14 protein-coding genes and 1 pseudogene are annotated in these 23307 nt (G+C 72.8%); 11 read left to right on the forward strand and 4 right to left on the reverse strand.

Annotated elements, in window-relative coordinates:
- The 4 genes from Aau02nite_RS27505 (at nucleotide 1) to Aau02nite_RS27520 (ending at nucleotide 3652) form a co-directional block, all read left to right on the forward strand.
- The gene (locus tag Aau02nite_RS27505) at nucleotides 1-657 is read left to right on the forward strand and encodes a response regulator transcription factor (RefSeq protein ID WP_212991483.1); all 657 of its coding nucleotides are present in this window, start codon (nucleotides 1-3) and stop codon (nucleotides 655-657) included.
- A complete protein-coding gene (locus tag Aau02nite_RS27510) occupies nucleotides 654-1766 on the forward strand; it encodes a sensor histidine kinase (RefSeq protein ID WP_212991484.1) in 1113 nt (370 codons plus the stop codon). The genes Aau02nite_RS27505 and Aau02nite_RS27510 overlap by 4 nt, the downstream gene beginning before the upstream one ends.
- Nucleotides 1767-1904: 138 nt before the next feature.
- Complete coding sequence (locus tag Aau02nite_RS27515; RefSeq protein ID WP_212991485.1) at nucleotides 1905-2918, forward strand: terpene synthase family protein; 1014 nt, start codon at nucleotides 1905-1907, stop codon at nucleotides 2916-2918.
- 185 nt (nucleotides 2919-3103) lie between these two features.
- Nucleotides 3104-3652, forward strand: a complete 549-nt coding sequence (locus Aau02nite_RS27520) for a DUF1062 domain-containing protein (RefSeq protein ID WP_212991486.1) — start codon at nucleotides 3104-3106, stop codon at nucleotides 3650-3652.
- A gap of 64 nt (nucleotides 3653-3716) precedes the next feature.
- Here Aau02nite_RS27520 and Aau02nite_RS27525 read toward each other — a convergent pair whose 3' ends face one another.
- A complete protein-coding gene (locus tag Aau02nite_RS27525; RefSeq protein WP_212991487.1) occupies nucleotides 3717-9203 on the reverse strand; it encodes an ATP-binding protein in 5487 nt (1828 codons plus the stop codon).
- 217 nt (nucleotides 9204-9420) lie between these two features.
- Between Aau02nite_RS27525 and Aau02nite_RS27530 the strand changes: the two genes are divergently transcribed.
- Nucleotides 9421-10185, forward strand: coding sequence for an SAM-dependent methyltransferase (locus tag Aau02nite_RS27530; protein ID WP_212991488.1), 765 nt, complete (start codon nucleotides 9421-9423; stop codon nucleotides 10183-10185).
- 341 nt (nucleotides 10186-10526) lie between these two features.
- Here the strand turns inward: Aau02nite_RS27530 and Aau02nite_RS27535 are convergent.
- Nucleotides 10527-10661 (reverse strand): annotated as a pseudogene (locus tag Aau02nite_RS27535) (ATP-binding cassette domain-containing protein); the annotation flags it as partial.
- Nucleotides 10662-10723: 62 nt separating this feature from the next.
- Nucleotides 10724-13345 carry an ATP-binding protein gene (locus tag Aau02nite_RS27540; RefSeq protein WP_212991489.1) on the reverse strand — a complete coding sequence of 874 codons (2622 nt, stop codon included), beginning with the start codon at nucleotides 13343-13345 and terminating at the stop codon, nucleotides 10724-10726.
- 206 nt (nucleotides 13346-13551) lie between these two features.
- On the opposite strand from Aau02nite_RS27540, the gene Aau02nite_RS27545 reads away from it, so the two are divergent.
- The 3 genes from Aau02nite_RS27545 to Aau02nite_RS27555 all read left to right on the forward strand — a co-directional run bounded on the left by Aau02nite_RS27545 (nucleotide 13552) and on the right by Aau02nite_RS27555 (nucleotide 18337).
- Nucleotides 13552-15129: a HAMP domain-containing methyl-accepting chemotaxis protein gene (locus tag Aau02nite_RS27545; RefSeq protein WP_246595478.1), complete on the forward strand. Its 1578-nt coding sequence runs from the start codon at nucleotides 13552-13554 to the stop codon at nucleotides 15127-15129.
- Between the two features lie 22 nt (nucleotides 15130-15151).
- Complete coding sequence (locus tag Aau02nite_RS27550) at nucleotides 15152-15712, forward strand: AAA family ATPase (protein ID WP_212991491.1); 561 nt, start codon at nucleotides 15152-15154, stop codon at nucleotides 15710-15712.
- A gap of 123 nt (nucleotides 15713-15835) precedes the next feature.
- Complete coding sequence (locus Aau02nite_RS27555; protein ID WP_212991492.1) at nucleotides 15836-18337, forward strand: hypothetical protein; 2502 nt, start codon at nucleotides 15836-15838, stop codon at nucleotides 18335-18337.
- 158 nt (nucleotides 18338-18495) lie between these two features.
- Here the strand turns inward: Aau02nite_RS27555 and Aau02nite_RS27560 are convergent, their stop codons facing one another.
- Nucleotides 18496-19071: a hypothetical protein gene (locus Aau02nite_RS27560; RefSeq protein WP_212991493.1), complete on the reverse strand. Its 576-nt coding sequence runs from the start codon at nucleotides 19069-19071 to the stop codon at nucleotides 18496-18498.
- 160 nt (nucleotides 19072-19231) lie between these two features.
- Here Aau02nite_RS27560 and Aau02nite_RS27565 point away from each other — a divergent pair, with 160 nt between their 5' ends.
- From Aau02nite_RS27565 to Aau02nite_RS27575, 3 genes are all read left to right on the forward strand, one after another.
- The gene (locus tag Aau02nite_RS27565; protein WP_212991494.1) at nucleotides 19232-21184 is read left to right on the forward strand and encodes a sensor histidine kinase; all 1953 of its coding nucleotides are present in this window, start codon (nucleotides 19232-19234) and stop codon (nucleotides 21182-21184) included.
- Nucleotides 21175-21819: a response regulator transcription factor gene (locus Aau02nite_RS27570; protein ID WP_212991495.1), complete on the forward strand. Its 645-nt coding sequence runs from the start codon at nucleotides 21175-21177 to the stop codon at nucleotides 21817-21819. The genes Aau02nite_RS27565 and Aau02nite_RS27570 overlap by 10 nt, the downstream gene beginning before the upstream one ends.
- Nucleotides 21820-21899: 80 nt before the next feature.
- The gene (locus tag Aau02nite_RS27575) at nucleotides 21900-23300 is read left to right on the forward strand and encodes a sigma-70 family RNA polymerase sigma factor (RefSeq protein WP_246595479.1); all 1401 of its coding nucleotides are present in this window, start codon (nucleotides 21900-21902) and stop codon (nucleotides 23298-23300) included.
- Nucleotides 23301-23307 lie beyond the last annotated feature (7 nt).

Consider the following 23307-nt stretch of genomic DNA (forward strand, 5'->3'; position numbering starts at 1 on the left):
ATGCGCATCCTGGTGGTCGAGGACGAGCCGCTGCTGGCCGACACCGTCGCGGCGGGTCTGCGCCACGACACCCACGCGGTCGACGTGGTCTACGACGGCGCCGCCGCGCTGGAACGAGCCGGGGTCAACGACTACGACGTGGTGATCCTCGACCGGGACCTGCCGGGCGTGCACGGCGACGAGGTCTGCCGGCAGCTCGCCGGGCGTGACGCCACCCCGCGGATCATCATGCTGACCGCGGCGGCCGACATCGACGACCGCGTCGAGGGGCTGGCCCTGGGCGCCGACGACTACCTGCCCAAGCCGTTCGCCTTCCGCGAGCTGGCCGCCCGGGTCGCGGCGCTGGGCCGCCGGTCGCGGCCGGCCGCGCCGCCGGTGCTGCGCCGGGCCGGGATCAGCCTGGACCCGCACCGGCGCGAGGTCTTCCGCGACGGACGGTACGTGCCGCTGTCCCGCAAGGAGTTCGCCGTGCTGGCCGAGCTGCTGCGTGCCGACGGTACGGCGGTCTCGGCCGAGCAGTTGCTGGAGAAGGCCTGGGACGAGAACGCGGATCCGTTCACCCACGCCGTACGGATGACGATCCTGAAGTTGCGCCGCAAGCTCGGCAATCCGCCGGTGCTGCTCACCGAGCCGGGAGTGGGGTATCGGATCGGATGAAGCTCACCGTGCGGGGCCGGCTGACCCTGGTGTACGGCGGCCTGTTCCTGGCCGCCGGCGTCGTCCTGCTGGGCTTCACCTACGTCCTGGTGAAGCAGCAGCTACCGGCCAAGGCCCTCATCACCGGCGGCAGCATGGCCGGGCAGCCACCACCGCCGGAGCTGGCCCGACCGGACGTGATCTTCCAGCGGGTCGTCGAGGACACCCGCGACGACGCGCTGTCCGCGCTGATCACCCAGGGCGGCATCGCGCTGCTGGTGGTCGGGGCGGCCGCGATCGCGCTGGGCTGGCTCATCGCCGGGCGGATGCTGCAGCCGCTGCACCGGATCACCGACGCCGCGCGGCGCATCGCCGAGTCCCCGGCAGCCGACCGCGGCCTGCACGAGCGCATCGCCCTGGCCGGCCCGGACGACGAGATCAAGCAGCTGGCCGACACCTTCGACCTGATGCTGACCCGGCTGGACCGCTCGTTCGACGGCCAGCGGCGGTTCATCGCCAACGCGTCGCACGAGCTGCGCACCCCGCTCACCCTCAACCGGACCCTGCTGGAGGTGGCCCTGCACCAGGAGCCGGCGTCACCGGAGGTACGGCAGCTCGGCACCACCCTGCTGGCGATCAACGACCGGCACGGCCGGCTCATCGACGGGCTGCTCCTGCTGGCCCGCTCGGAGCGCGAGCTGACCGAGCGCGCGTACGTGGACCTCGCCGACATCGCCTCGCACGTCAGCGGGCCCGACATCAAGGCCGAGCTGGCCGAGGCGGCCACGGTCGGCGACCCGGTGCTGCTGGAACGGCTGGTGCAGAACCTCGTCGAGAACGGGGTCCGGCACAACGTGCCCGGCGGCTGGGTGCGGGTGGCCACGTACGCCAGGAACGGGCTGGCGACCCTGGAGGTCAGCAACACCGGGCCGGTGGTGCCGCGCTACGAGGTGGAAGGTCTGTTCGAGCCGTTCCGCCGGCTCGGCACCGACCGGCTCGCCGGGCCCGGCGTCGGGCTGGGCCTGTCGATCGTGCGCGCGGTGGCCCGGGCGCACGACGGGGACGTGCGGGCGGTGCCCCGCGACGAGGGCGGCCTCGTCGTGACGGTGACCCTGCCGGCGGCGTCCTAGCGTCCGCCCGCGGATGGCCGGAAAGGCTCGATGTGGTGCCCGTTCGAGACCCCGGCCCGCAGACCGTCCGCTGCTCCCGCAGTGCGTGCCCTAATGTCGCGAATGTATCGAGACCGGCTCACCGACAGAGGAGTACCCGTGCCTCGAACCAGCGATCTCCATTCTCGGTGGCAACGCGAATCCGAGGAATTGCATGCGCTCATGCCGTGGGCGCGGGCCCGGCTGGATGCGCTCTTCCCCGTCCCTGACGTCCCACGGCATCACCCGTTCGATATGGAAGTCTTCGATCGGGTGCTGAAGGTGGGCCTCTTCGACGGGAGTACTCGACAGGAACTCGCCGCGCTCGAGTGCGGCCGGGGTGTCCGGCTGTGCGCGCCCGACGGCGACCCGGAACTGTGGCTTCCGCTGGCCATGCTCTTCGCCTTCGTGACCGCGGCCGACGACGGCGTCGCGGAACAGGGATCCTCGCTCCACGAGATAGGGCTCACCGCCGACCGGATCCTGCGCCGGCAGCAGGGCCCCCGGCCGGACCAGTCCGCGACGGCCCGATGCTTCGACGTCGTGCGGGAGCAGATCGAGAAACTGGACGCCACCGGCTGCCTCCCCCTGGTCGCGGACCAGGTCGCCGCCAGTTTGCGAAGCATGGCGCGCCAGCAGCGGTACCTGCGTGAGGATCGGCTACCGGACCCCTCCGCCTATCTGGCCCTGCGCCAGGACGGAAACAGCATCGGACCGATGATCGCGCTGCACCAGTGGGTGACGGGAGGTCCGGTCGACCTGCTCCTGCGTGAGACAGCATCTCTGGTCTCTCTCATCAGCGGCCTGGACAACGACATCCTCGGCGCGCCGAAAGATCTGGCCTGCGCCAATCAGTTCGACCTCTGCAATTTCGTCTTCGTGCTGGCCGCCCACCATGAGATTCCCCTGACTGCGGCTCTCCGATCAGCCGTTACCGTCGTCGAGGCCTATGCGTACCGGCTCCACTCCCTCGTCGAGGAAGTGGAGCGTACCGAGCCCGGTTTCAGCCCGCTGCGGCGCCAGATGCGCGCCACCGCGGGCTGGGCGGCCGGTACGCACGTGTTCTTCCGCACCGCGGGCCGCTATACCGAGGCGGACAGCATCAACGCCTTGCACGGAGCACAGTCCTTGTGAGCTTGCGGAAAACCGGTGGAGGCGCGCTCCCGTACGCCGATACCGTGCTCCCGCCCCTGTCTCCCCGGTGAGGACATGCCGTTGTACGTCCTGTGAGACCTCCTGAGCGCTGATACATCGCGCGTCGCCGCTGTGCGACGTGCGCCTTTTCGCTGCGGACTTCTCACTGGGACCGGTGTATCTCCATGTCCAGAAACTGGGTGGTCATGCCCACCCGTCTGCCCCTCGTCATCCGCCGTTGCCACAGGTGTGCCTCCGGGCGCTTTCGGGCCAGCGGCAGATTCCGCGTCAACGCCAACCACAAGCTCATCGACGTCTGGCTCCTCGCGCTGTGCACCGGCTGCGGGGACACCACCAAGCTCACCGTGCTGGAACGGGCAACCGTGCGTTCCGTACGCCCGGAGATCCTGGACCGGCTGCACGACAACGATGCGGGTCTGACAGCCGAGCTGCTGCTGGATCCGCTCGTGTGGCGCCGCAATCGCATCGCCCTCGACTGGGACGGCGCCTGGCGCCTCGACACCGGCGGGCCGGATCAGCCCGACGGCGAAGCGATCGAGGTCGCGGTCCGTTTCACGGCGCCGATCCCGGTCCGGCCGGTGCGCCTGATCGCCGAGGGCTTCGGTTTCACCCGGGCCGAGGTGGCCGGACTGATCGCCGAGGGCAGTCTCGTCTCGGCGGTCCGGCTGAGCGGCAGGCTCTCCGGCGACTTCACCTTCACGCTCAAGCGCTGAGCCGCCGGCCCAGGGCCTGACGAACCGGCCGCGGACCGAGAGGTCCGCGGCCGGTTCACCTGCCTCAGCGCTTCATGCCGTGCTCGATGGCCTCGATGATGCGGGGCCGCAGCTCGGCCGCCTTGATGATCGCGTCGACCGAGCCGACCTCGACCGCGCGCTGGATGCTGTGTACCCGGTCGAACTCCGCCGCCACCTGGCCCAGCTTCTCCGAGCGCACCGCCGACTGCACCTCGCCCAGCTGCGCGTTCAGCGCCGCCCGCTCGGCACCGGTGGCCGCCGCGATCCGGGCCTGCAGCTCGGTCACCCGCGGGTCGTTCGCGGTACGGGTGTTCACCTCACCGGAGAACACCACGGCCGCCGCCGGGGCGCCGCCGAGCACCGAGGCGAACGAGCCCTCCAGCGCCAGCACCGTCATGGTCGGGTTCAGGGCCTTGGAGAACACCACGAACGCGCCGCCGTGGTAGCGGGAGATCACGCAGAACACGATGGGGCCGTCGAAGTTGACGATCGCCCGGCCGATCTCGGCGCCGTACTCCAGCTGCAGCTTGCGCATCGACTCCGGGGAGCCGTCGAAGCCGGACAGGTTGGCCAGCACCACCACCGGCCGGTTGCCGGACGCCGCGTTGATCGCCCGGGCCGTCTTCTTCGACGAGCGCGGGAACAGCGTGCCCGCCGTGTAGGTGTCCGGGCCGTCGGTGGGCGGGAAACCGCGCCGCGGCACCGAGCGGGACTCGATGCCGATCAGGCAGACCGGCCACCCGCCGAGGTGCACGTCCTGCACCGCCGAGGTCTCCGCGTCGGCCATGCCGGCCCAGCGTTCCAGCACCAGGTGGTCCTGGTCGGCCAGGGCGCGCATCACCGTACGGATGTCGAACGGCTTCTTGCGGTCCGGGTTGTGCTCGGTGGAGAAGATCTGCCCGACGGTGGCGAAGTCGCTGCCGGGGTAGGTGTGCGGGAACGAGGACACGTCGCGGTCGACCGGGTCGTCGGTGCGCGCCTTGCGGGGCCCGCTCTCGCCGGGCACGACGTAGGTGTGGTCGTAGTGCGTCATCAGCACGTCGCGGGCCGCCGGCAGGCTGGGTGCCCAGTACTGGGCCTGACCGTTCGGGCCCATCACCCGGTCGTAGCCGCCGATGCCGAAGTTGTCCTCGGCCGACACGCCGCCGGAGAAGTCCAGCGACTGCTTTCCGGTGAGCACCATCGCCGAGTCCGGCGTCATCACCAGGATGCCCTTGGTGTGCATGAGCATCGTCGCCTCGGCGTTCCAGTACGGCTGGGCGCCGACGTTGATGCCCGCGACGACGATGTTGATCTCGCCGCCCTGCTGGGTGAACGTGACGATCCGCTTGAGCGCGGCGGCGACCCAGTCCATGTTCTCGGTGCCCGAGGTCATCGAGATGCGCGCGCCGGCCGACAGCGCGAACCACTCCAGCGGCACCCGCATCCGCTCGGCCAGGTCCAGCGCGGCGATCACCCGCGAGCACTCCGGCTCCGACAGCGCGCCCAGGGCCTTGGTCGGGTCGCCGAGCAGCACGACCCGGGTGACGCCTTCGGCGTACCGCTCGGTCGGGGTGGTCACGACGCCCGCGACGATCGCCGCGGAGTTACGGCCCTTGGGCCGCTCCACCGGCACGAGCGCGCCGCTCGCGTCGAGGTCGTGCTCGACGAAGCTGCCCTGCGGCCCGGCGAGCAGGCCGGTCAGCTCGTACGGGTAGACGTTGCCGCGCCGGGCCGCGCGCAGCACCTTCTGGCGGTAGTCGTCCAGCGGCTGCACCGGCTCGGTCGACGGCTTGTCCACGTGCAGCTGCGCGCCGTGGCCGGGGTCCAGCGTGATCCGTACGGCGACCTCGGCCAGCTCGCCGGCGGCGTTGCTCTGCCGGGCCACGAACTGGACCTCCTCCAGCCCCGCCCCCGCCGAGGTCGGCAGTATGCGCTGGACCAGGGCGTTCAGCTCGTCGCTGGTGAGCTCGGTGGCCGGCCAGACGTACATCATGATCCGGTTGGTGTCGAACCGCTTGTTCGCCGGGCGCTGCGCCTGGATGTTGCGGATCGCGTCCAGTCCGGCCGTGATCGCGTCCTCCACCGCGGGCAGCGCGACCAGCCGGCCGTCGGACTCGCGCAGCGGCGTCAGGTCGCGGACCTGACCCATCGCGAACAGCCGCTCGTCGGCCGGATTGCTCTTGGCGACCGCCTTGAACAGGTAGATCTCCTCGTCGGCCGAGGGCAGCCGGGTGAGGTCGAACTCGCGCAGCCGCTGCAGTTGCAGGCGCCGCGCGATCTGCGGGTGCAGGCCGCGGATCAGCCTGTCCTCGGCGAAGCCGGCACCGTCGGGCCGGAAGGTGAAGTGGTGGTGCATCACCGCGCCGCTGGTGCCGGCGACGGTGGTGGTGATCCGGCGGACACCGGCCGGCAGGGGACGGTCGGTGAGCAGCTCACCCAGCCGCACCGCCATCGCGTCGGCGTCGGGCTGGCCCTCCCAGGTGACGTAGAGGTCGGCGACCAGGCCGCGCTCCGCGACATCGGCGGCCAGTGTGCCGACCGCGCCGAGGGCGTCGGGCAGCGCGGAGATGTCCACGGCGGTGGTGACCACGCGGGTCACGCGCTCGGAGCCGGTGTGCACGGCCGTGACGAACCGGCAGCCCGCGATGTCCCGGGCGGTCACCTCGGAGAGGCCGCGGTTGCCGTAGTAGCGGCGGGTCAGCACCTCCAGCAGCACGGCGTGGTCGCGGCCGGACCGGCCCATCCGCTGGCCGATCAGCCGCACCAGCGGTTCCGCGCTGGCCACCATGGCCTGGATGCGCTCGGCACGGTCGGCTGCGTCCGGGTGGTCGTCCAGATAGCGCAGATCCCCGCGGACCGCGGCGTAGACCTTGGCGCGGTTGCGGCGCAGCAGCGGCTGGACGAACCAGCGGAACACCACCCCGCGGGCCAGGTCGGCCACCGCGGGGAAGCGCACCTGGGTGGCCTCGACGATGTGCTCCAGGGTGAGCCCGGCCCGCTCGCTCAGCGACTCGGCCGGCGGCGGCCCGGTCAGCCACTGACGCAGCAGCTCCGAGACCACGGCGACGTCGGTCGACATGCGCTGCTGGGCCAGGAAGATGCGGAAGACCGCGGCCTCCAGCTCGGGCGTACGGTCCAGGTCGCCGACGCCGTAGTGCCCGAGCATCTGCCGGAGCCTGACCTGGAACGTCTCCGGGACACCGGCGCGCTCGACGTCGAGGCTCTGCAGGTAGCTGTGGAAGTACTCGCGGGGGCTGTGCACCGGGCTGCCCGGCTCGACCTCCACGTCACCGGCCGGCTTGTTGCGGCTCAGCTCGGACAGGTCGGCGAAGACGCCGAGCACGGTGAGCTCGCCCGCCAGCGGCTGGTCGCCGAGCTCGGCCCGGGCGGCCAGATAGCCGGTCAGCAGGCGCTTGCGGTTCTGCGGGTCGGCGTCGAAGCCGAGCAGCAGGCTGCGCAGATCCTGCAGGCCACGCTCGACGCGGTCGGCGGCGGACACGTGCGCGGGCTCGCCCGGCAGGTCCACCTCGACGGTGTCGCCGGCCCCCGCGGCCTGCTCCTCGGCGCCTTCCTCGGCCAGCGGCTCCAGGCGCATCAGCGGGGTACCGGTCTCGACCTGGCTGCCGACCGACACCGGGCACTCGCGGACCCGGGCCCGGAACGGCGCCCGCAGCACCGTCTCCATCTTCATGCTCTCCAGCACCAGGATCGGCGCGCCGGCCTCGACCTCGTCCCCGACCGCCAGCGGCGTGGCGACCACCAGCGCGGGCGCGGGCGAACGCACGACGCCGCCCTCGTCGCGGCTGACCCGGTGGGTGACCCCGTCGACCTCGACCAGGTGGATCGGGCCGTGGGTGGCCGACACCAGCCGGAACCGGTGCCCGTTGACCACGACCCGGCCGCTGTGCGCGTCGAAGCGTTCCACCTCGACGTCGGCCGGGCGCATGTCGCCGCCGCCGGAGACGCCGACCCGGAAACGCTGCCGGCCCACCCGGGCGACACTCACCCGGTACGAGGCGCCGCGCAGCTTGAGGTCCAGCGGACGGGCGATCTCGTGCTGCACCTGCGGCCGGCCGCCGTGCGCGGTGGCCAGCAGGCGCTGCCGGCTGACCTCCTCCTCGTCCTGGTAGGCCTCGATCGCGGCCACCGCCAGGGCGATCGCGGAGTGCCGGTGGCTGACCAGGCGGCCCTCGGCGCGGACCCGGTCGATCCAGCCGGTGTCGGCGCTGGCGTCGATCACCTCGGGCTGGTCCAGCAGGTCCAGCACGAAGCTCTTGTTGGTGGTGCCGCCGTCGATGATCACGGTGGTCTCGGCCATCGCGCGGCGCAGCCGGCCCAGCGCCTCGTCGCGGTCACGGCCGTACGCGATGATCTTGGCAATCATCGAGTCGAAGTCGGCCGGGATGGTGTCGCCCTCGCTGACCCCGGTGTCCACCCGGATGCCGGGACCGGCCGGCAGCACCAGCCGGGCGATGCGGCCCGGGGACGGGGCGAAGTCGCGGTCCGGGTCCTCGGCGTTCAGCCGGGCCTCGACGGCGTGGCCCGACTCGGCCGGCTGCGGACCGGTCAGCCGGCCGCCCCCGGCCACGTGCAGCTGCAGCCGGACCAGGTCGGTGCCGGTGGTGATCTCGGTGATCGGGTGCTCGACCTGGAGCCGGGTGTTGACCTCGAGGAAGGCGAACAGCTTCTCGCCCGGGTGGTAGAGGAACTCGACCGTGCAGGCGCCGCGGTAACCGACGGCCACGGCGAGCCGCTCGGCCGACGCCTTCAGCTCGGCGGTCTGGTCCGGCGAGAGCACCGGGGAGGCCGACTCCTCGATGACCTTCTGGTTGCGCCGCTGCACGGAGCAGTCACGGACGCCCAGCGCCCACGCGGTGCCCTGCCCGTCGGCGATGACCTGCACCTCGACGTGGCGGGCCCCGGTGACCAGGCGTTCCAGGAAGACGACACCGGAGCCGAACGCGCGCAGGGCTTCCTGGCTCGTGCGCTCGTACGCCTCAGCCAGATCCTCACCCGAGGCGACCATCCGGATGCCGCGCCCGCCGCCACCCGCGGTGGCCTTGAGCATCAGCGGGTAACCGATCCGGTCACCGGCGCGCAGCGCGTCCTCGAGCGTGGCGACCTCGCCGCGGCTCCACGGCGCGACCGGGACGCCGACCTCCTCGGCGATCAGCTTCGCGCCGATCTTGTCGCCGAGCTTGCGCATCGCCTCCGCGCTGGGCCCGACGAAGGTGACCCCGACCTTCTCGCAGAGCTCGGCGAACGCCGGGTCCTCGGCGACGAAGCCCCAGCCGACCCACGCCGCGTCGGCCCGGGTCTCCACCAGCGCCCGCTCCAGCACGGCGAGGTCGAGGTACGGGCGCGCGGCGGCCGGCCCGAGCAGGTAGGCCTCGTCGGCCTCCCGGACGAACGTCGCGGTGCGGTCCGAATCGGTGTACAGGGCGATCGTCTCGATCCGCGTCCCGGTTTCCGCCGAAAGGTCCCGGACAGCATGGATGAGCCGCATCGCGGCCTCTCCACGGTTGACGATGGCGACACGACTGAACACCGGCTGAGCCTCCCAAGCACAACGCACAGAAGGCGACGTCCGGGTCCCGGAGCGCCGCCTCCACCTGATCTCTACCTTCCTTGATTACCGGCGGGTACAACAATGCCGGGATCGCGCATGCCGGAGCCCGGCTTTTGTGGGAATCCCACAAAAGCGCTTGGAATCCGTCACGGAACGGGGTTGTCCGGCCTGGCGCCGGCCGCGAGAATCACTGACGATGGCCGATGAACCGGACGAACCTCAGACCGCGCGAATCTGGAACTACTGGCTGGGCGGGACGGAGAACTTCGCCGTCGACCGGCAGGTGGGCGACCAGATCCGCCAGGCGTTCCCGCAGATCGTCGAGAACGCCCGCGCGTCGCGCGCCTTCCTGGTGCGCGCGGTCAGCCATGTGACCACCGAAGCCGGGATCCGGCAATTCCTGGACGTCGGCTCCGGCCTGCCGGCCGCCGACAACGTCCACCAGGTGGCCCAACGGCTGGCGCCGGAGTCCCGGGTCGTCTACGTCGACGTCGACCCGCTGGTGCAGGCGCGCGCCCGGGCACTGCTCACCAGCACACCGCAGGGCGCCACCCGCTACGTCCACGCCGACGGCCGGCAATCAGCGACGGTGCTGGCCGAGGCGGCCGGCACAGTGGACCTGGACCGGCCGGTCGCGCTGATCATGTCCGGCATCCTGGGCCACGTCGTGGACGACGACGAGGCGGTCACGATGGTCGGCGACTACCTCGCCGCCCTGGCCCCGGGCAGCTACCTCATCGCCCTCGACGGATCCCGCAGCGAGCAGCACGGCGCGGCGGAGAAGATCTGGAACGAACAGGCCAACCCGCCGTACGTGTTACGCGGCCGGGACCAGTTCGCCCGGTTCTTCGCCGGGCTGGAGCTGGTCGAGCCCGGAGTGACCTCCGCGCCGCTGTGGCGGCCGGACGCCGATGAAGCCCGGCCCCTCGACGTGCTGTGCGGGGTCGGCCGCAAGCCCTGAGTGTCACAGGGTGCGGAGAGCCTCCACCGGGGACAGCCGGGCCGCCGGATAGAGCCCGGCGGTCGAGGTAGCGGCCGAGCAGCAGCCGTGCCGAGACGGCCGCCGGCAGCGAGGGCTGGGCGGCGAGCACGTTCATGCCGCCGGTCTGCACCGCCGGGATGGCTCGGCTGCGCCGTACGGTCACGTTGCGGACACTGCCCACGGCCGTGACCGTCCGGACCGGCGGGATGCGCGCGATCATCGGCGCGGCCGTGACCGGCAGCGGCACCTCGCGGCCGTTGATCGACTGCCCGGACGCCACGGTCAGCAGGTTGCCCTGCTCGCCGAGCTGGTCGATCCGGGTCGAGGTTGCCGGTCGGTTCGTCGGCCGACGGCACCGCCGGCCGGCCCACGACGGCACGGGCGATCGCGACCCGTTGCCGTTCGCCGCCGGACAGCTGTCCCGCGCGGTGCCGGATCCGGCCGGCCGGCCCGACTCAGCATGATCGACTTGCCGGCACGCGGATAGACCTCCGACACGCCAGGTGCCGTTGCAGTACTAACGCCCGTCGGCGACCGCAGCGGGCGCCGTCCGGCCGGTCCTCAGCTCGCGGGCGATGACCGACAGCAGATGCTGCGCGCTGACCGGCTTCTGCAACAGAACCGCCCCGGTCGGCAGCGTGCCCCGCGCCGCCAGGATGCTCTCCGCGTATCCCGACATGTAGACCACCCGCAGGCCCGGCAGCTCCCGGTGCACGGCGGCGACCATGTCCGGCCCGTGCATGTCGGGCAGCACCACGTCGGTCAGCAGCAGGTCCGGGACGTCGGCCGTGGTGGCGAGCGCGAGCGCGTCGGCGGCGGTACGGGCCGACCGGACCCGGTACCCGTTGCGGTCCAGCACCCGTTCGGTCAGGGCGCGCAGTCCCTCGTCGTCCTCGACCAGCAGGATCGTCTCGCCGGCTCCCGGCCGTACCGTCAGGGAGGTGCGCGCCGCCGTCACCGCGGTCTGCTCAGTGACCGGCAGCAACGCGGCGATGGTCGTGCCGTGGCCCAGTTCCGAGTAGAGCTGGGCGTGCCCGCCCGCCTGGGCGATGATGCCGTAGATCGTGGCCAGGCCCAGGCCGGTGCCCTGGCCCTTGGGCTTGGTGGTGAAGAACGGTTCGAAGGCCCGGTCGAGGGTCTCCTTGTCCATGCCGGTGCCGGTGTCGCTCACCGCCAGGCGCATGTACTGCCCGGTCCTGACGCCCGGATGCTGCGCCGCGTAGTGCTCGTCCACCGTGACGGCGTCGGTGTCGATGGTCAGGGTGCCGCCGCCGGGCATCGCGTCGCGGGCGTTGACGGCCACGTTGACCAGCACCTGTTCCAGCCGGCCCACGTCGGCCAGCACCGGCGAGGAGTCCTCGGTGAGCCGGGTGACCAGCGTGATGTCCTCGCCGAGCGTGCGGCGCAGCAGCTTCTCCACATCCGCCACCACGCTGTTGAGGTCCAGCGCGGTCAGCTCGGCGACCGTGTCCGCCCGGGCGAAGGCCAGCAGCTGACGGGTGAGGCCGGCGGCCCGGTCGCCGGCCGCGACGATCTGCAGCAGGTCGTCGTGCAGCCGCGCCCACATGGGGTCGCGGTCCGCCAGGTCCTCGACGTCGGTGGCGGACATGCCCGCGTAGCCGTTGATGATGCCCAGCAGGTTGTTGAAGTCGTGGGCGATGCCGCCGGCCAGCTGCCCGAGGCTCTCCAGCCGTTCCGACTGGCGCAGCCGCTGGCGCAGCTGGTGCCGTTCGGTGACGTCGTCGATCACGGCGCACCGCACGGTGCGCCCGGCGAAGGTGGTCAGGTGCGAGGTCACCTCGACGTCGGTCACCCTGCCGTCGTGCTTGCGGTGCCGCCGGGCCCGGCAGCGTTCGACCGGCGGGGCCGCGGCCAGTTCTTCCCGTACGGTCGCAGCGTCATCAGCCGGGCAGAGGTCGGTGACCACGGTCTCGAGCAGGGCCTCCCGGTCCTGGCCGAAGTAGTGCACCGCGGCGTCGTTCACCGCCACGACGGCCAGCGTCTCGACGTCGAAGAGGTAGATCGGATACGGGTTCGCGTCGAACAGCTGCCGGTAGTTGCGTTCGTGTTCGCGGGTCAGTTCCTCGGCCCGGCGCCGCTCCCCCAGCTCCCGGTCGACCGCGGCGAGCAGGCCGGCGAACTCGGCCCCGAGGTCGCTGACCTCACGCGGACCGTTGACGGTGACCGCCGGCTCCAGGTGCCCGCTGGTCGCGGCGGCGCGGACCGCGGTGCGCAGGCGGCCGATCGGCCGGGTGATCCGCCGGTACACCAGCAGGGTCGCCAGCAGTCCGGCGAGCAGCCCCACCGCGGTGATCCCGGCCTGGCGGCGGGCGAGCCGGTGCGCGGCGGCCAGGGCGGCGGACCGGTCGGCGCCCGCGTACACCCGCCAGCCGGGGCCGGGCACGGTGCCGGACCCGTACACCCGGGGCAGACCGGCCACGTCGGAGCCGGCGCCGGACCGGCCGGCGCCGGTGAAACGGCTGGCGCTGACGGCGGTGCCCGCCCAGCGGGCGGCGTCGGGCCACCGGGTGACGATGGTGGCGCCGTCGCCGGAGGTCAGCAGGAACTCGAGGCCCCGGGCCCCGCCGAAGGTGCCACCGGTCGCCGCGGCCAGCCCGATCAGGTCGACGAAGGCCACCACCATGCCCTGTCCGGCCATGGGCGTGGACAGCAGCATCGCCGGCCGGCCGGTGCGTCCGTCGGTCACCGGGCCGGCGGTGCCGGGGGTACGGGACGCGGCGGCGATCCACGAGGCGCCCTGGTACGCGACCGCCTCGTCCTCGCCCGGCGGTTGCGAGGAGCACACCACCGTGCCGTCGCGGCGCAGCACATCGAGGTGGCCGTCCTGCGGGCCGCCCAGCGAGAACGACAGCCGGCAGGCCGCGGGTTCCGTGAACACCGCGGCGGCTCCCGGGCTCGACGCGACCGCGTCCACGCTCGAGCGGACCGAAGCCAGCCTGCGCCCGAGCTGCTCGGCGGCCTTACCGGCGCCGAACGCCGCGTCGGCCCGGGCGGCGGCCAGGCTGTCCCGCTCGGCGCTCTCCCAGCCGAAGCCCAGGGCGACGGTGGCGGCCAGCACGAACAGCGCGAGCAGCGCGCCGAGGTACGACCGCAGCGGCATCGGGCTTCTCGTCAGCATCCGGGGCACCGCTGCCTCGACTTCCCGGCCCGCGACGGCGGCACCACCACCGAATGACGAAAGGGACATTACTCCCCGCCCCGGCGCCCGGCCGGGACTCGGCGAGATTGCTCGCGCTTCCGGCACGAGCGGCGACTTGCCCCAAGCGCCCCCCTCGTCCGCTTCCGGGTGATTCCATGGGAGGACATCGCCACGAGGAGACAGACGTGCGTTCTCTGAGCATGCGGACCAGCCTGCTGGCCGCCGCGGCAGTCGCTCTGCTGGTGGCCCTGATCGTCGGGGCCGTCGGGATCCTGCGGACCACCAGCACCGCCGACCGGGCCGAGGCCATCTACACCGAGGCCCTGCTGCCCCTGGCCACGGTCAAGGACATCCAGCAGATCATCTGGCATGCGCGGTGGGCGAGCCTGTCGAACCTGACGGCCACGGACGCGGCCAAGGCCACCGCGTACGGGCAGGAGGCCACGGCCCACTACGACCTGGTCACGACCAGGCTCCAGGAGTACGAGAGGCTGACCGTCTCGGGCGAGGAACGCGCCGCGATGGCGACCTTCCAGGCCACCTGGTCGACCTACCTCGACCTGCGCAAGCAGTCCAGCGCGCTGAAGAACGCCGGCAAGGTCCAGGAGTGGGAGCAGTTCCGCAGCACCACGCTCAACCCCGCCACCGCTCAGGCCCTCGAGGACCTCGACGCCCTGGTGGCCCTCTCCCAGCGACAGGCCACCGCGAGCGCGGCCGCCGCCCGGTCCGCGGCCGACCAGGCCCGGATCACGATCGGCGTCGTGCTGGCCGTCGGCGTCCTGCTCGCCGCCGCGTTCGCGCTGCTGGTGGCCCGGGTCCTGAACCGGCGCCTGCACGCGCTGCGCGAGGTGGTGTCGGCGATGGCCGACGGTGACCTCACCGAACGGCAACCCGACACCGGCGCGAACGAGATCGGGGAGATGTCGCGTTCGGTGCACCGCGCGGCCGGCCAGCTGCGCACCACGATGCAGACCCTCGCGGGCATGAGCTCCGGGCTGTCCCAGCGCTCCACCGAGCTGCAGCAGGCCAGCCGCAGCCTCAGCGGCAGCACCGACCGGGCCTCCGTACGGGTCGGCGCGATCGACACGGCGGCCGGCGAGGTCAGCGCCGGCGTACAGGCCGTGGCGAGCGGCGCCGAGGAGATGGGCGCCGCCATCCGCGAGATCGCCATGAGCGCCACCGAAGCGGCCCAGGTGGCGGCCGGGGCGGTCGCGACCGCCTCGCACGCCGGGCAGCTCATGTCCAAACTGGACGCCTCCTCGGCCGAGATCGACAGCGTGGTCAAGGCCATCACCGCCATCGCCGAGCAGACCAACCTGCTCGCCCTCAACGCGACCATCGAGGCGGCCCGGGCCGGGGAGACCGGCAAGGGTTTCGCGGTGGTCGCGGGCGAGGTCAAGGATCTGGCCCAGGAGACGGCGAAGGCGACCGAGGAGATCAGCCGGCGTACCGAGGTCATCCAGGCCGACACCCGCGCGGCGGTGGAGGCGATCGCCGGCATCGGGGCGGTGATCGAGAAGATCAACGACTACCAGAACACCATCGCCTCGGCCGTCGAGGAGCAGAGCGCCACGACCAACGGCATGACCGGCGACCTCAACCGTGCCGCCGGCGGCACGTCCGAGATCAGCGGACAGCTCGCCGAGGTCGTCCAGGTGACCACCGCGACACGGGACGCCGCCCAGGCCACCGAGACGACGGCGGCCGAGCTCGCCGACATCTCCGGCCGGCTGAACACCATGGTCGCCGTCTTCCGGTACTAGCTATGTCGTAACGTTCGGTGGCATGGCCCCTCCGAGCCCCCGGCGGTACGTGATCACCGGCGCGCCGGGCGCCGGCAAGTCGACGATCCTGGCCGTCCTGCGCGAGCGCGGTTACGCCGTGGTCGACGAAGCGGCCACCGATGTCATCGCCCGCGAACAGGCGAGGGGCGACTCCGAGCCGTGGCGCGCGGAGACCTTCGTCGAGGCGGTGACCCGACTGCAGCAGGAACGCCGACAGCGACCGGTGCCCACCGGCGCCACGGTCCAGGTGTTCGACCGGTCGCCGCTGTGCACGCTCGCGCTGGCCCACTACGGCGAACGGCCGGTGCCGCCGCTGCTGGAGAGCGAGGTCGCCCGGATCGTCGCGGAGGGGATCTACCGGCCCCGCGTGTTCTTCGTCCGGCTGCTCGGCTTCATCACGCCGACGGCGGCCCGGCGGATCAGCTACGCGCACTCGGTGCGGTTCGAGCGCTTCCACGAGCAGGCGTACCGCGACCACGGTTTCGAGCTGGCCGACGTGCCGGCCGGCCCGCCTGAGCAGCGGGCGGACCTGATCGAGCGGGCCATCGCGGCAGACGACTGAGCCGCTTGTCCGCAGTTGTCCACAGGCCCCGGAAAGCGGGGTCGCGGCGGCTCCTGATCAAGCCGTATGGTGTGGCTCCCTCGACCGCGCCGGACGCGGTCGTGCCGGTGGAAGGACCTCAACATGGCTCGGTGGTCTCGGTCGAGGCTGCGCAATATCGGTGTCGCCGCGGTCGCGCTGCTCGGCGGTTCGCTGCTCATCATCCCGGCGGTGTCACAGGCCGGCGAGGAGCCGCCCCGGCGGCCGGCGACGGCCCAGGCGCCCGCGTCGGAGCCCGACCGGATCACCATGCTGCCCGGCGCCGAGGGCCGCTCGGCGTTCCAGTTCGAGCCCGGCTCCGGCGACACCCGGGCGCCGTACGCCTTCGTCTCCACCGGCGGCACCGTGCGAGCCCAGCAGCTCGGCGGCAGCGTCACCCCGGTCGCGCAGGCCAGGACCGGTGCCCCGCAGCGCCCGGCCCAAGCCGCCGCAGCCGCCGCCGCCTACAAGACCACGCTGACCGTGGACTCGCAGAACTGGACAGCCTGGAACAAGTTCATCAGCCTCTGGAACCGCGACACCTGGACGTGGGTCCCGGTGACCAACCCGCAGAATTCGCTGAGCGCGACGGCCAGCCTGCCCCCGGGCAACTACTTCGTCGCGGTGATGTACGGCATCTACAACGTGGACAGCTACCTGCTGACCAGGTCCTTCACCGTGAAGAGCGCGGCGCAGACCGTGAAGCTGGAGGAGAAGTCGGCCAAGCGGGTGGGCTTCACCGTCGACGACACCACCGCGCAGTCCGACTCCAGCACGGTCTGGATCACGCTGCCCAACGGCGACCTCGTGGGCTTCGCGGGCGGGCCGAAGACCCGCAACTACGTGACGACGGCCTCGCTGCCCGGCACGACGCTGCGGGTGCACGACGTGCTGACCAAGGCCGGCTCCACCGCCCTGCGGCCGAGCCCCTACCGGTACGACCTCGTCCGCTACTGGCCGCACCCGTTCCCGGCGTCCCCGGTCAAGGCGGTCAAGACCGCAACACTGGCCAAGACCAGCCTGGCGATCCGCGGGCAGGGCACCAGCACCGACGGGTCGTACGCGACGGTGCCGATGACCGGCGAGTGGACCGGCGCGTACGTGCCGACCTCGATGCGACTCCCGGCGAACCTCACCGAATACGTGACGCCGGGGGTGAACATGGGCCGCCTGGTCGACTACGGCGGCGGCCAGTCGCTCGACCTGGGCTACCGCACCCTGTCCGCGGGCACCGCGCCCGGCGAGACGGTGGGTGCAGGCCCGCTGAGCCCGGTCCGGCGGTCCGGCGACCACGACTCGCGGCGTGAGGGCAGCCGGCTGGCGATCAATGAGAACTCCACCCTCGGTGACGCGGCGGGCCACCGGGGCGGCGACAGCTCCGGCACCCACTCGATGACCCTGAGCAGCGGCGGCGCGGTGCTGAAGGCGTCGACGACGACCAGCCTGACCGCTGCCGTGCCGCAGGGCGAGCAGACGTACCAGCTGGATCACACGATGACCCGCAAGGTGCCGTGGTCCCAGCTGTCCACGAAGATCCGAAGCGAGTGGACGTTCGCCTCGCAGTGGAACCCGGGGTCCACCGACGTCCCGCTGATCGACCTCCGCCTGTCCGCCTCCGGGCTGGACCAGCGCAACCGGGCCGCGGCCGGGCCGGTGCCGCTGGCCATCGAGGCGTCGACCCGCGCGGGCTCGGCCCGGACCACCGTCGACAAGGTCGAGTGGTCGCTCGACGACGGCGCCACCTGGACGGAGCTGCCGTCGACCACCTCCGGCGGCGGGGTCGAGGCGACGGGGGACATACCGGCCGGCGCCGCGTTCGCATCGCTGCGGGTGACCGCCGGCAACGAGCAGGGCGGCACGCTGCGCCGCACCGTCCTGCGGGCGCTGGCCGGGCCGGCCACCCCGGGCGACGAGTCCGCCGGCACCACGACGATCTCCAACGTGAAGATCAACGGCGGAAAGGCGCTGCTGCCCGGCGTGGACAGCGGCCAGATCGAGATCTCGTCGACCTTCACGGCGAGCGACCCGTCCGGCATCGCCGACGCCGGTCTCTACCTCTGGCACGGCAGCTACAACGCACCGGACGGACTGCTGATGGCAGGCACGGAGTGCACCCCGGTCAACGCGACCACCGTGAACTGCACGGCGCTGGCCCACATGTACGACGTGCGGTACTCGCTGGGCATCAACGGGCTGGCCGGGGCCTGGAACGCCGAGGTGTGGGCGTCGGCCGAGGACGGCACCGGCTTCATCAACCGCAAGAAGGCGGGCACCCTGACCATCAAGCGGTCGACACGGGTGACGGCGGACGCCACTCCGGAGCCGGTGTCGAAGGGTCGCACGATCACCGTGACGGGCGCGCTGACCCGGCTCGACTTCTACTCCAACTGGACGTACCGGGCCTTCCCGGCGCAGAAGGTGAACCTGCAGTGGCGCAAGGCCGGCACGACCACGTGGACCACGGTCAAGACGGTCACCTCGGACGCGAGCGGCAAGCTCAAGGCCACCGCCAAGGCGGGATCGGACGGCTCGTACCGGTACAACTACGCCGGTGACGCGACGTCCTGGACGTCGTCCAGCTCGGCGGACTACGTCGACGTGAAGTGACACCGGACCTGACGTGAGACGCAGCGGGCCGGCATGCTCCCCCTCGAGCTGCCGGCCCGCGGTGTCCCCGCACCCCGGCGCGGGCCGCACTCGGAGCGACCCCGCCCCTGCGCAAGCCGGACCCTGTGCAGGCCGCACCCGGCGCGGGCCGGACCGGATCAGGCCGGCCGGGTGACCGGGTGGGCGGCGGCCGGGGTCCGCCGGGTGGCCGCCCAGGCCATCGCGCCGAAGGCCCCGACCAGGGCGGCGTTCACCAGCACCGCCAGCCAGGCGACGTTCGCGATGTGGGCGACCGGCCACGCCATCCCCGCCACGGCCAGCACCGCCACCACCCAGAGCGGCTGCACGTGCCGCAGGGCGAACGCCGCCAGGAGCAGCGTCAGCGGGAAGCACAACCCGAGCGGCTTGATCAGCGCCGCCGCGCCCGTCGCGTCGACCAGGTCCGTGTCCCCCAGCGACACGTGGATCGTGTTGAATCCGTAGGCGACGTTTCCGGCCACCCCGAGTACCCCGACGGCCAGCAGCACCGCCGCCGTCACCCCGCTGCTCCAGGTCACCACCCGGAGCAGGACGAACGCGTAACCGACGGCACCCAGCACGTGCACGACGGCGGCGGCCGGGTCGTCCCAGCCGCGGGTCGCGTACAGCGCGTCGGCGACCAGATAGAGCACCGGGCCCAGCAGCAGAGAGGCGGTGAGCAAGCGGTCGATCGGCGATCCGGGCAGGGATCTCATGGCGGCTCCTTCGAGCTCGGGCGGCGGGAACACTGCTCACCGTCGTCCGTGCGCCGGCCGGCGGCATCGGGGCCGGCCCTGCGATGTCACCGGGTCAGCCCTGCGAAATCACCGGGTCAGCCCTGATCCCGGCCGGGGTTCGCGCTGGCACGATGATGCGGTGACCCGTACCGCGAAGCTCAGCTCGGCGGCCGGTGCCGCCGTGGCCGTACTGGTCACCGGAGGCTTCGCGCTCGGACTGCACGTCGCCAACCTGCACAACGGCCTCATCGCGGCGTCGTTCACCGCGGTCGGGCTGTTCGTGGTGCTGCGGCGCCCGGGCAACCGGGAGGGGTGGCTGTTCGTCGCGACCGGCGCCGCCCACGCGGTGATGTTCGCCGGACGGCAGTACGCCCTGCACACCGGGCCGCTGCCGGGAGCGTCGTGGGCCGGCTGGCTCGGGGTCTGGCCGCTGCCGATCGTGCTGGTCATCGCCGGCGTCACCATCATGAGCTTCCCCACCGGACGGCTGCCGTCGCGCGGATGGCGGCCGGTCACCGGTGTCCTGGCCGGCGTCGGCGTCCTTCTCGCCGTGGTGTCGGCGCTGTGGCCGGTCGAGTACACCCGTACCGCGCTGGTCGCCGCCCATCCGCTCAGCCTGCCGGGTTTCGCCGCCGCCGACGCGTTCTACCGGATCGCCCGGCCCGCCGGTTACCTGCTGTTCCAGCTGACCTGGGTGGCCTGCGTGGTGATCCGGCTGCGGCAGGCGCGGGGTGACGAGGCGCGGCAGCTGCGCTGGTTCGTGTACGCCGTCACGGTCTCCGCCGCCGTGATGGTGCTCGGGCTGGCGGTGTGGCGCTCCCCCGTGCCCGGCACCCTGACGATGCCCGTGGTCGCCGTCGCCGCCGGAGCGGCGATCCTCAAGTACCGGCTCTACGACATCGACCCGGTGATCAACAAGTCGCTGGTGTTCGGCGCGATGGCCACGATCGTGACGCTCGGGTACGTGGCCGTGGTCGCCGGCGCCGGCCGCCTCGTCGACGGCAACCGTACGGTCCTCTCCCTGGTGGCCACGGCGGTGGTGGCCGTCGCCTTCGAGCCGTTGCGCCGGCGGGTCCAGCGGCTGGCCGACCGGCTCGTGCACGGTCACCGGGTCGGGCCGTACGAGTCGCTCGCCCGGCTGTCCGCCCACCTGGCCGCACCGGCCGGCGGTCTGCTCGACGGCATCTGCCGGACCGTAGCCGACGGCGTCGGCGCGCAGGAGGTGCTGCTCTTCACCGGTCCGCCCGGCGAGCTGCGGGCGGTGTCCGTCTGGCCGGACACCGGGCCGCTGCCGCCGGGGGTACGGACATGGCCCGATCAGCACAGCGGCGCGGCCCTCGGCGCGACGGTGACAGTGCCGGTGATGCACGACGGGCGCTTCCGGGGTGTGATCGCCGTCCGCAAGGGTGACCCCCTGTCGGCTGCCGAGAAGCAGCTGGTCGGCGACCTGGCCGCGCAGGCCGGGCTGGTGCTGGAGCTGCGGGCGACAGCCCAGCGTCTGGTCACGGCCGGGGACGCCGCCCGTCGCCGGCTCGAACGCGACCTGCACGACGGGGTGCAGCAGCGGCTGGTCACCGTGGCGATGGAGCTGGGCACCGTCGTCCGGCTCGCCTCGGCCGCCGGGTCGGCCGAGGTCGCCGAGCGGGCCGCGGCGGTCCGGGCCCGGCTGCTGGAAGCCACCGCGGAGCTGCGCGAGATGGCCCGGGGCCTGCACCCGGCCGTGCTCACCCAGGACGGGCTCGAGGCGGCGCTGGGGTTCCTGGCCGACCGGTCCGCGGTGCCGGTCCGGCTCGGCGTGGCGGTCGACCGCCGGCTGCGCCCGGAGGTCGAGGCGACGGCGTACTTCATGGTCAGCGAGGGCCTGACCAACACCGCCAAGCACGCCGGCGCCGCCCTCGCCTCGGTGCGCGCCGAGCTCACCGGGGCCGGACTCATCGTCGAAGTGGCTGACGACGGGTCCGGTGGCGCCACCATGGTTGCCGGCAGCGGTCTGGAAGGGCTGGCGGACCGGCTGGCGACCCTCGGCGCCCGGCTGACGGTCGACAGCGGTCCGGTCGGCACCCGGCTGGCGACGGTGATCCCGTGCGGGTGATGCTGGCCGACGACGCGGTCCTGTTCCGCGAGGGCCTGGCCCGGATCCTGACCGACGTCGGGTTCACCGTCACCGGCCGGGCCGGCGACGGCGCGGAACTGCTCGATCTGGTCCGCGCCGATCCGCCCGACGTCGCGGTGATCGACCTGCGGATGCCACCGGGGTACGCCGCCGAGGGCATCGACACAGCGGCGGCGGTCCGCGCCGCGGCGCCCGGGGTCGGCCTGATGCTCCTGTCGCAGTACGTCGAGGTGCACCACGCGCTCAGGCTGATGACCGACTTCGACGGCGGCGTCGGTTACCTGCTCAAGGACCGGGTCTCCGACCTCGGTGCGTTCGGCGCCGACGTGCGCAAGGTGGCCCGGGGCGAGACGGTCATCGACCCGGAGCTGGTGACCCGCCTGGTGGCCCGCCGCCGGGAACGGGACCCGCTGCGGGCCCTGACCGCCCGTGAACGCGCCGTGCTGGCGCTGATGGCCCAGGGGCTGTCCAACGCCGCGGTGGCCGGTGACCTGCACCTGGCCGTCAAGACGGTCGAGGCCCACGTGACCGCCATCTTCACCAAGCTGGGCCTGATCCCCGACGATCGCGAGCACCGGCGCGTCCTGGCCGTGCTGACCTTCCTGCGGGCCTGAACCCCGCCGGCCCGCAAGGTCATTGACTTGTGCCGGTCCCGGTCAGATGCTGGGACTCCGCCGCCGCATGGGAGGGACCGATGCGACTGCCGCCGGCCCGCACGGAGGGCACCGCGCTCGTCGTCGCGGCGCGCGCGGGTGACCGCGGCGCCCTGGACGAGCTGGTCCGGACGCACCTGCCGCTGGTCTACAACCTCACCCGGCGGGCGCTGGGCGGGCATCCCGACGTCGACGACGTCGTACAGGAGGTCATGCTGCGCATGGTGCGGCAGCTACCGGCCCTGCGGTCCCCCGGGAGCTTCCGGCCCTGGCTGACGGCCATCGCGGTCCACCAGATCGGCACCCACCAGACCCGCGGCCGGGTCGCCGCGGCCCGCACCACCGACCTCGACGAGCTGGCCGGGCTGCCGGACGCCGGCGCGGAGGTGGAGGGAGCCACCCTGCTGCGGGTGGAGCTGTCGGCCCAGCGGCGGCAGGTGCTGCGGGCCGGGCGGTGGTTGTCCGCCGAGGAGCGGACGGTGCTCGCCCTGTGGTGGCTGGAGACGGTGGGTGAGCTGACCCGCGCCGACGTGGCCGCGGCCCTGGACGTCAAGATCGCGCATGCCGGCGTACGGGTGCAGCGCATGCGCGACCACCTCGAAACCGGCCGGTTGATCACCGCCGCCCTCGACGCCGTGCCCGGCTGCGGCCGGCTCAGCGCCGTCGTGGCCGGCTGGGACGGGGTGCCGGCCCCGTTCTGGCGCAAGCGCATCATCCGGCACATCCGCTCGTGCCCGGCCTGCCCGGGCGCCGGCGAGGGCATGGTGCCCACCGAGCGGCTGCTCGGGGGCCTGGCTCTGCTGCCCGTCCCCGCGACGCTCACCGGCGATCATGTGCCGGTCGAGGCGTTCGCCCGGTCCTCGCTGATCGGCCGCTGCGCTGCGGCGCTGCGGGCTCATCCGGTCGGCGCCGCCGTGACGGCCGGCGCGCTGGCCGCCGGGCTGGTCGTCGCCCTGGCGGGGTGGTCGACCCTGCCCCCGGCGGCCCGCGCTGTGCTGGCCGATTCCCCGCCCCCCGCGGCCTCCCCCGGCCCGGTCCTGCGGCCCGGCAAGGTGTCGCTGGAGGCGGCGAACGCCGGCGGCCGGTACGTCTCCCTCTCGGTCGACCGCGGAATTCTCACGCCCGCCGGCACCACGTTGGAGATCGTCCCCGGGCTGGGCGACCGGGAGTGCTTCTCGCTGCGTACCTCTGACGGACGGCACCTGCGCCATTCGTCGTGGCGGCTGGTGGCGAGCCGGGACGACGGCACCGCGCTGTTCCGCAAGGACGCCACGTTCTGCGCGCGGGCCGGTCAGACCGCCGGTTCGGTGACGCTGGAGTCGGCCAACTACCCCCGCTGGTTCGTGCGCCACGTGGGCGACGAGCTGTGGGTCGACCAGTCCGACGACAGCGCGGGGTTCCGCGCCGACAGCTCCTTCCTGGTCCGTGCGCCGCGGAACTGACCGGCGG

This window comes from Actinoplanes auranticolor (assembly GCF_018332655.1).
GTDB lineage: Bacteria > Actinomycetota > Actinomycetes > Mycobacteriales > Micromonosporaceae > Actinoplanes > Actinoplanes auranticolor.

Coding starts and splice junctions, on each gene's coding strand:
- Aau02nite_RS27530 (WP_212991488.1), top strand. CDS start 9,421: ATGGCCGATGAACCGGACGAACCTCAGACCGCGCGAATCTGGAACTAC.
- Aau02nite_RS27575 (WP_246595479.1), top strand. CDS start 21,900: ATGCGACTGCCGCCGGCCCGCACGGAGGGCACCGCGCTCGTCGTCGCG.
- Aau02nite_RS27555 (WP_212991492.1), top strand. CDS start 15,836: ATGGCTCGGTGGTCTCGGTCGAGGCTGCGCAATATCGGTGTCGCCGCG.
- Aau02nite_RS27560 (WP_212991493.1), bottom strand. CDS start 19,071: ATGAGATCCCTGCCCGGATCGCCGATCGACCGCTTGCTCACCGCCTCT.
- Aau02nite_RS27510 (WP_212991484.1), top strand. CDS start 654: ATGAAGCTCACCGTGCGGGGCCGGCTGACCCTGGTGTACGGCGGCCTG.
- Aau02nite_RS27550 (WP_212991491.1), top strand. CDS start 15,152: ATGGCCCCTCCGAGCCCCCGGCGGTACGTGATCACCGGCGCGCCGGGC.
- Aau02nite_RS27505 (WP_212991483.1), top strand. CDS start 1: ATGCGCATCCTGGTGGTCGAGGACGAGCCGCTGCTGGCCGACACCGTC.
- Aau02nite_RS27540 (WP_212991489.1), bottom strand. CDS start 13,345: ATGCTGACGAGAAGCCCGATGCCGCTGCGGTCGTACCTCGGCGCGCTG.
- Aau02nite_RS27520 (WP_212991486.1), top strand. CDS start 3,104: ATGTCCAGAAACTGGGTGGTCATGCCCACCCGTCTGCCCCTCGTCATC.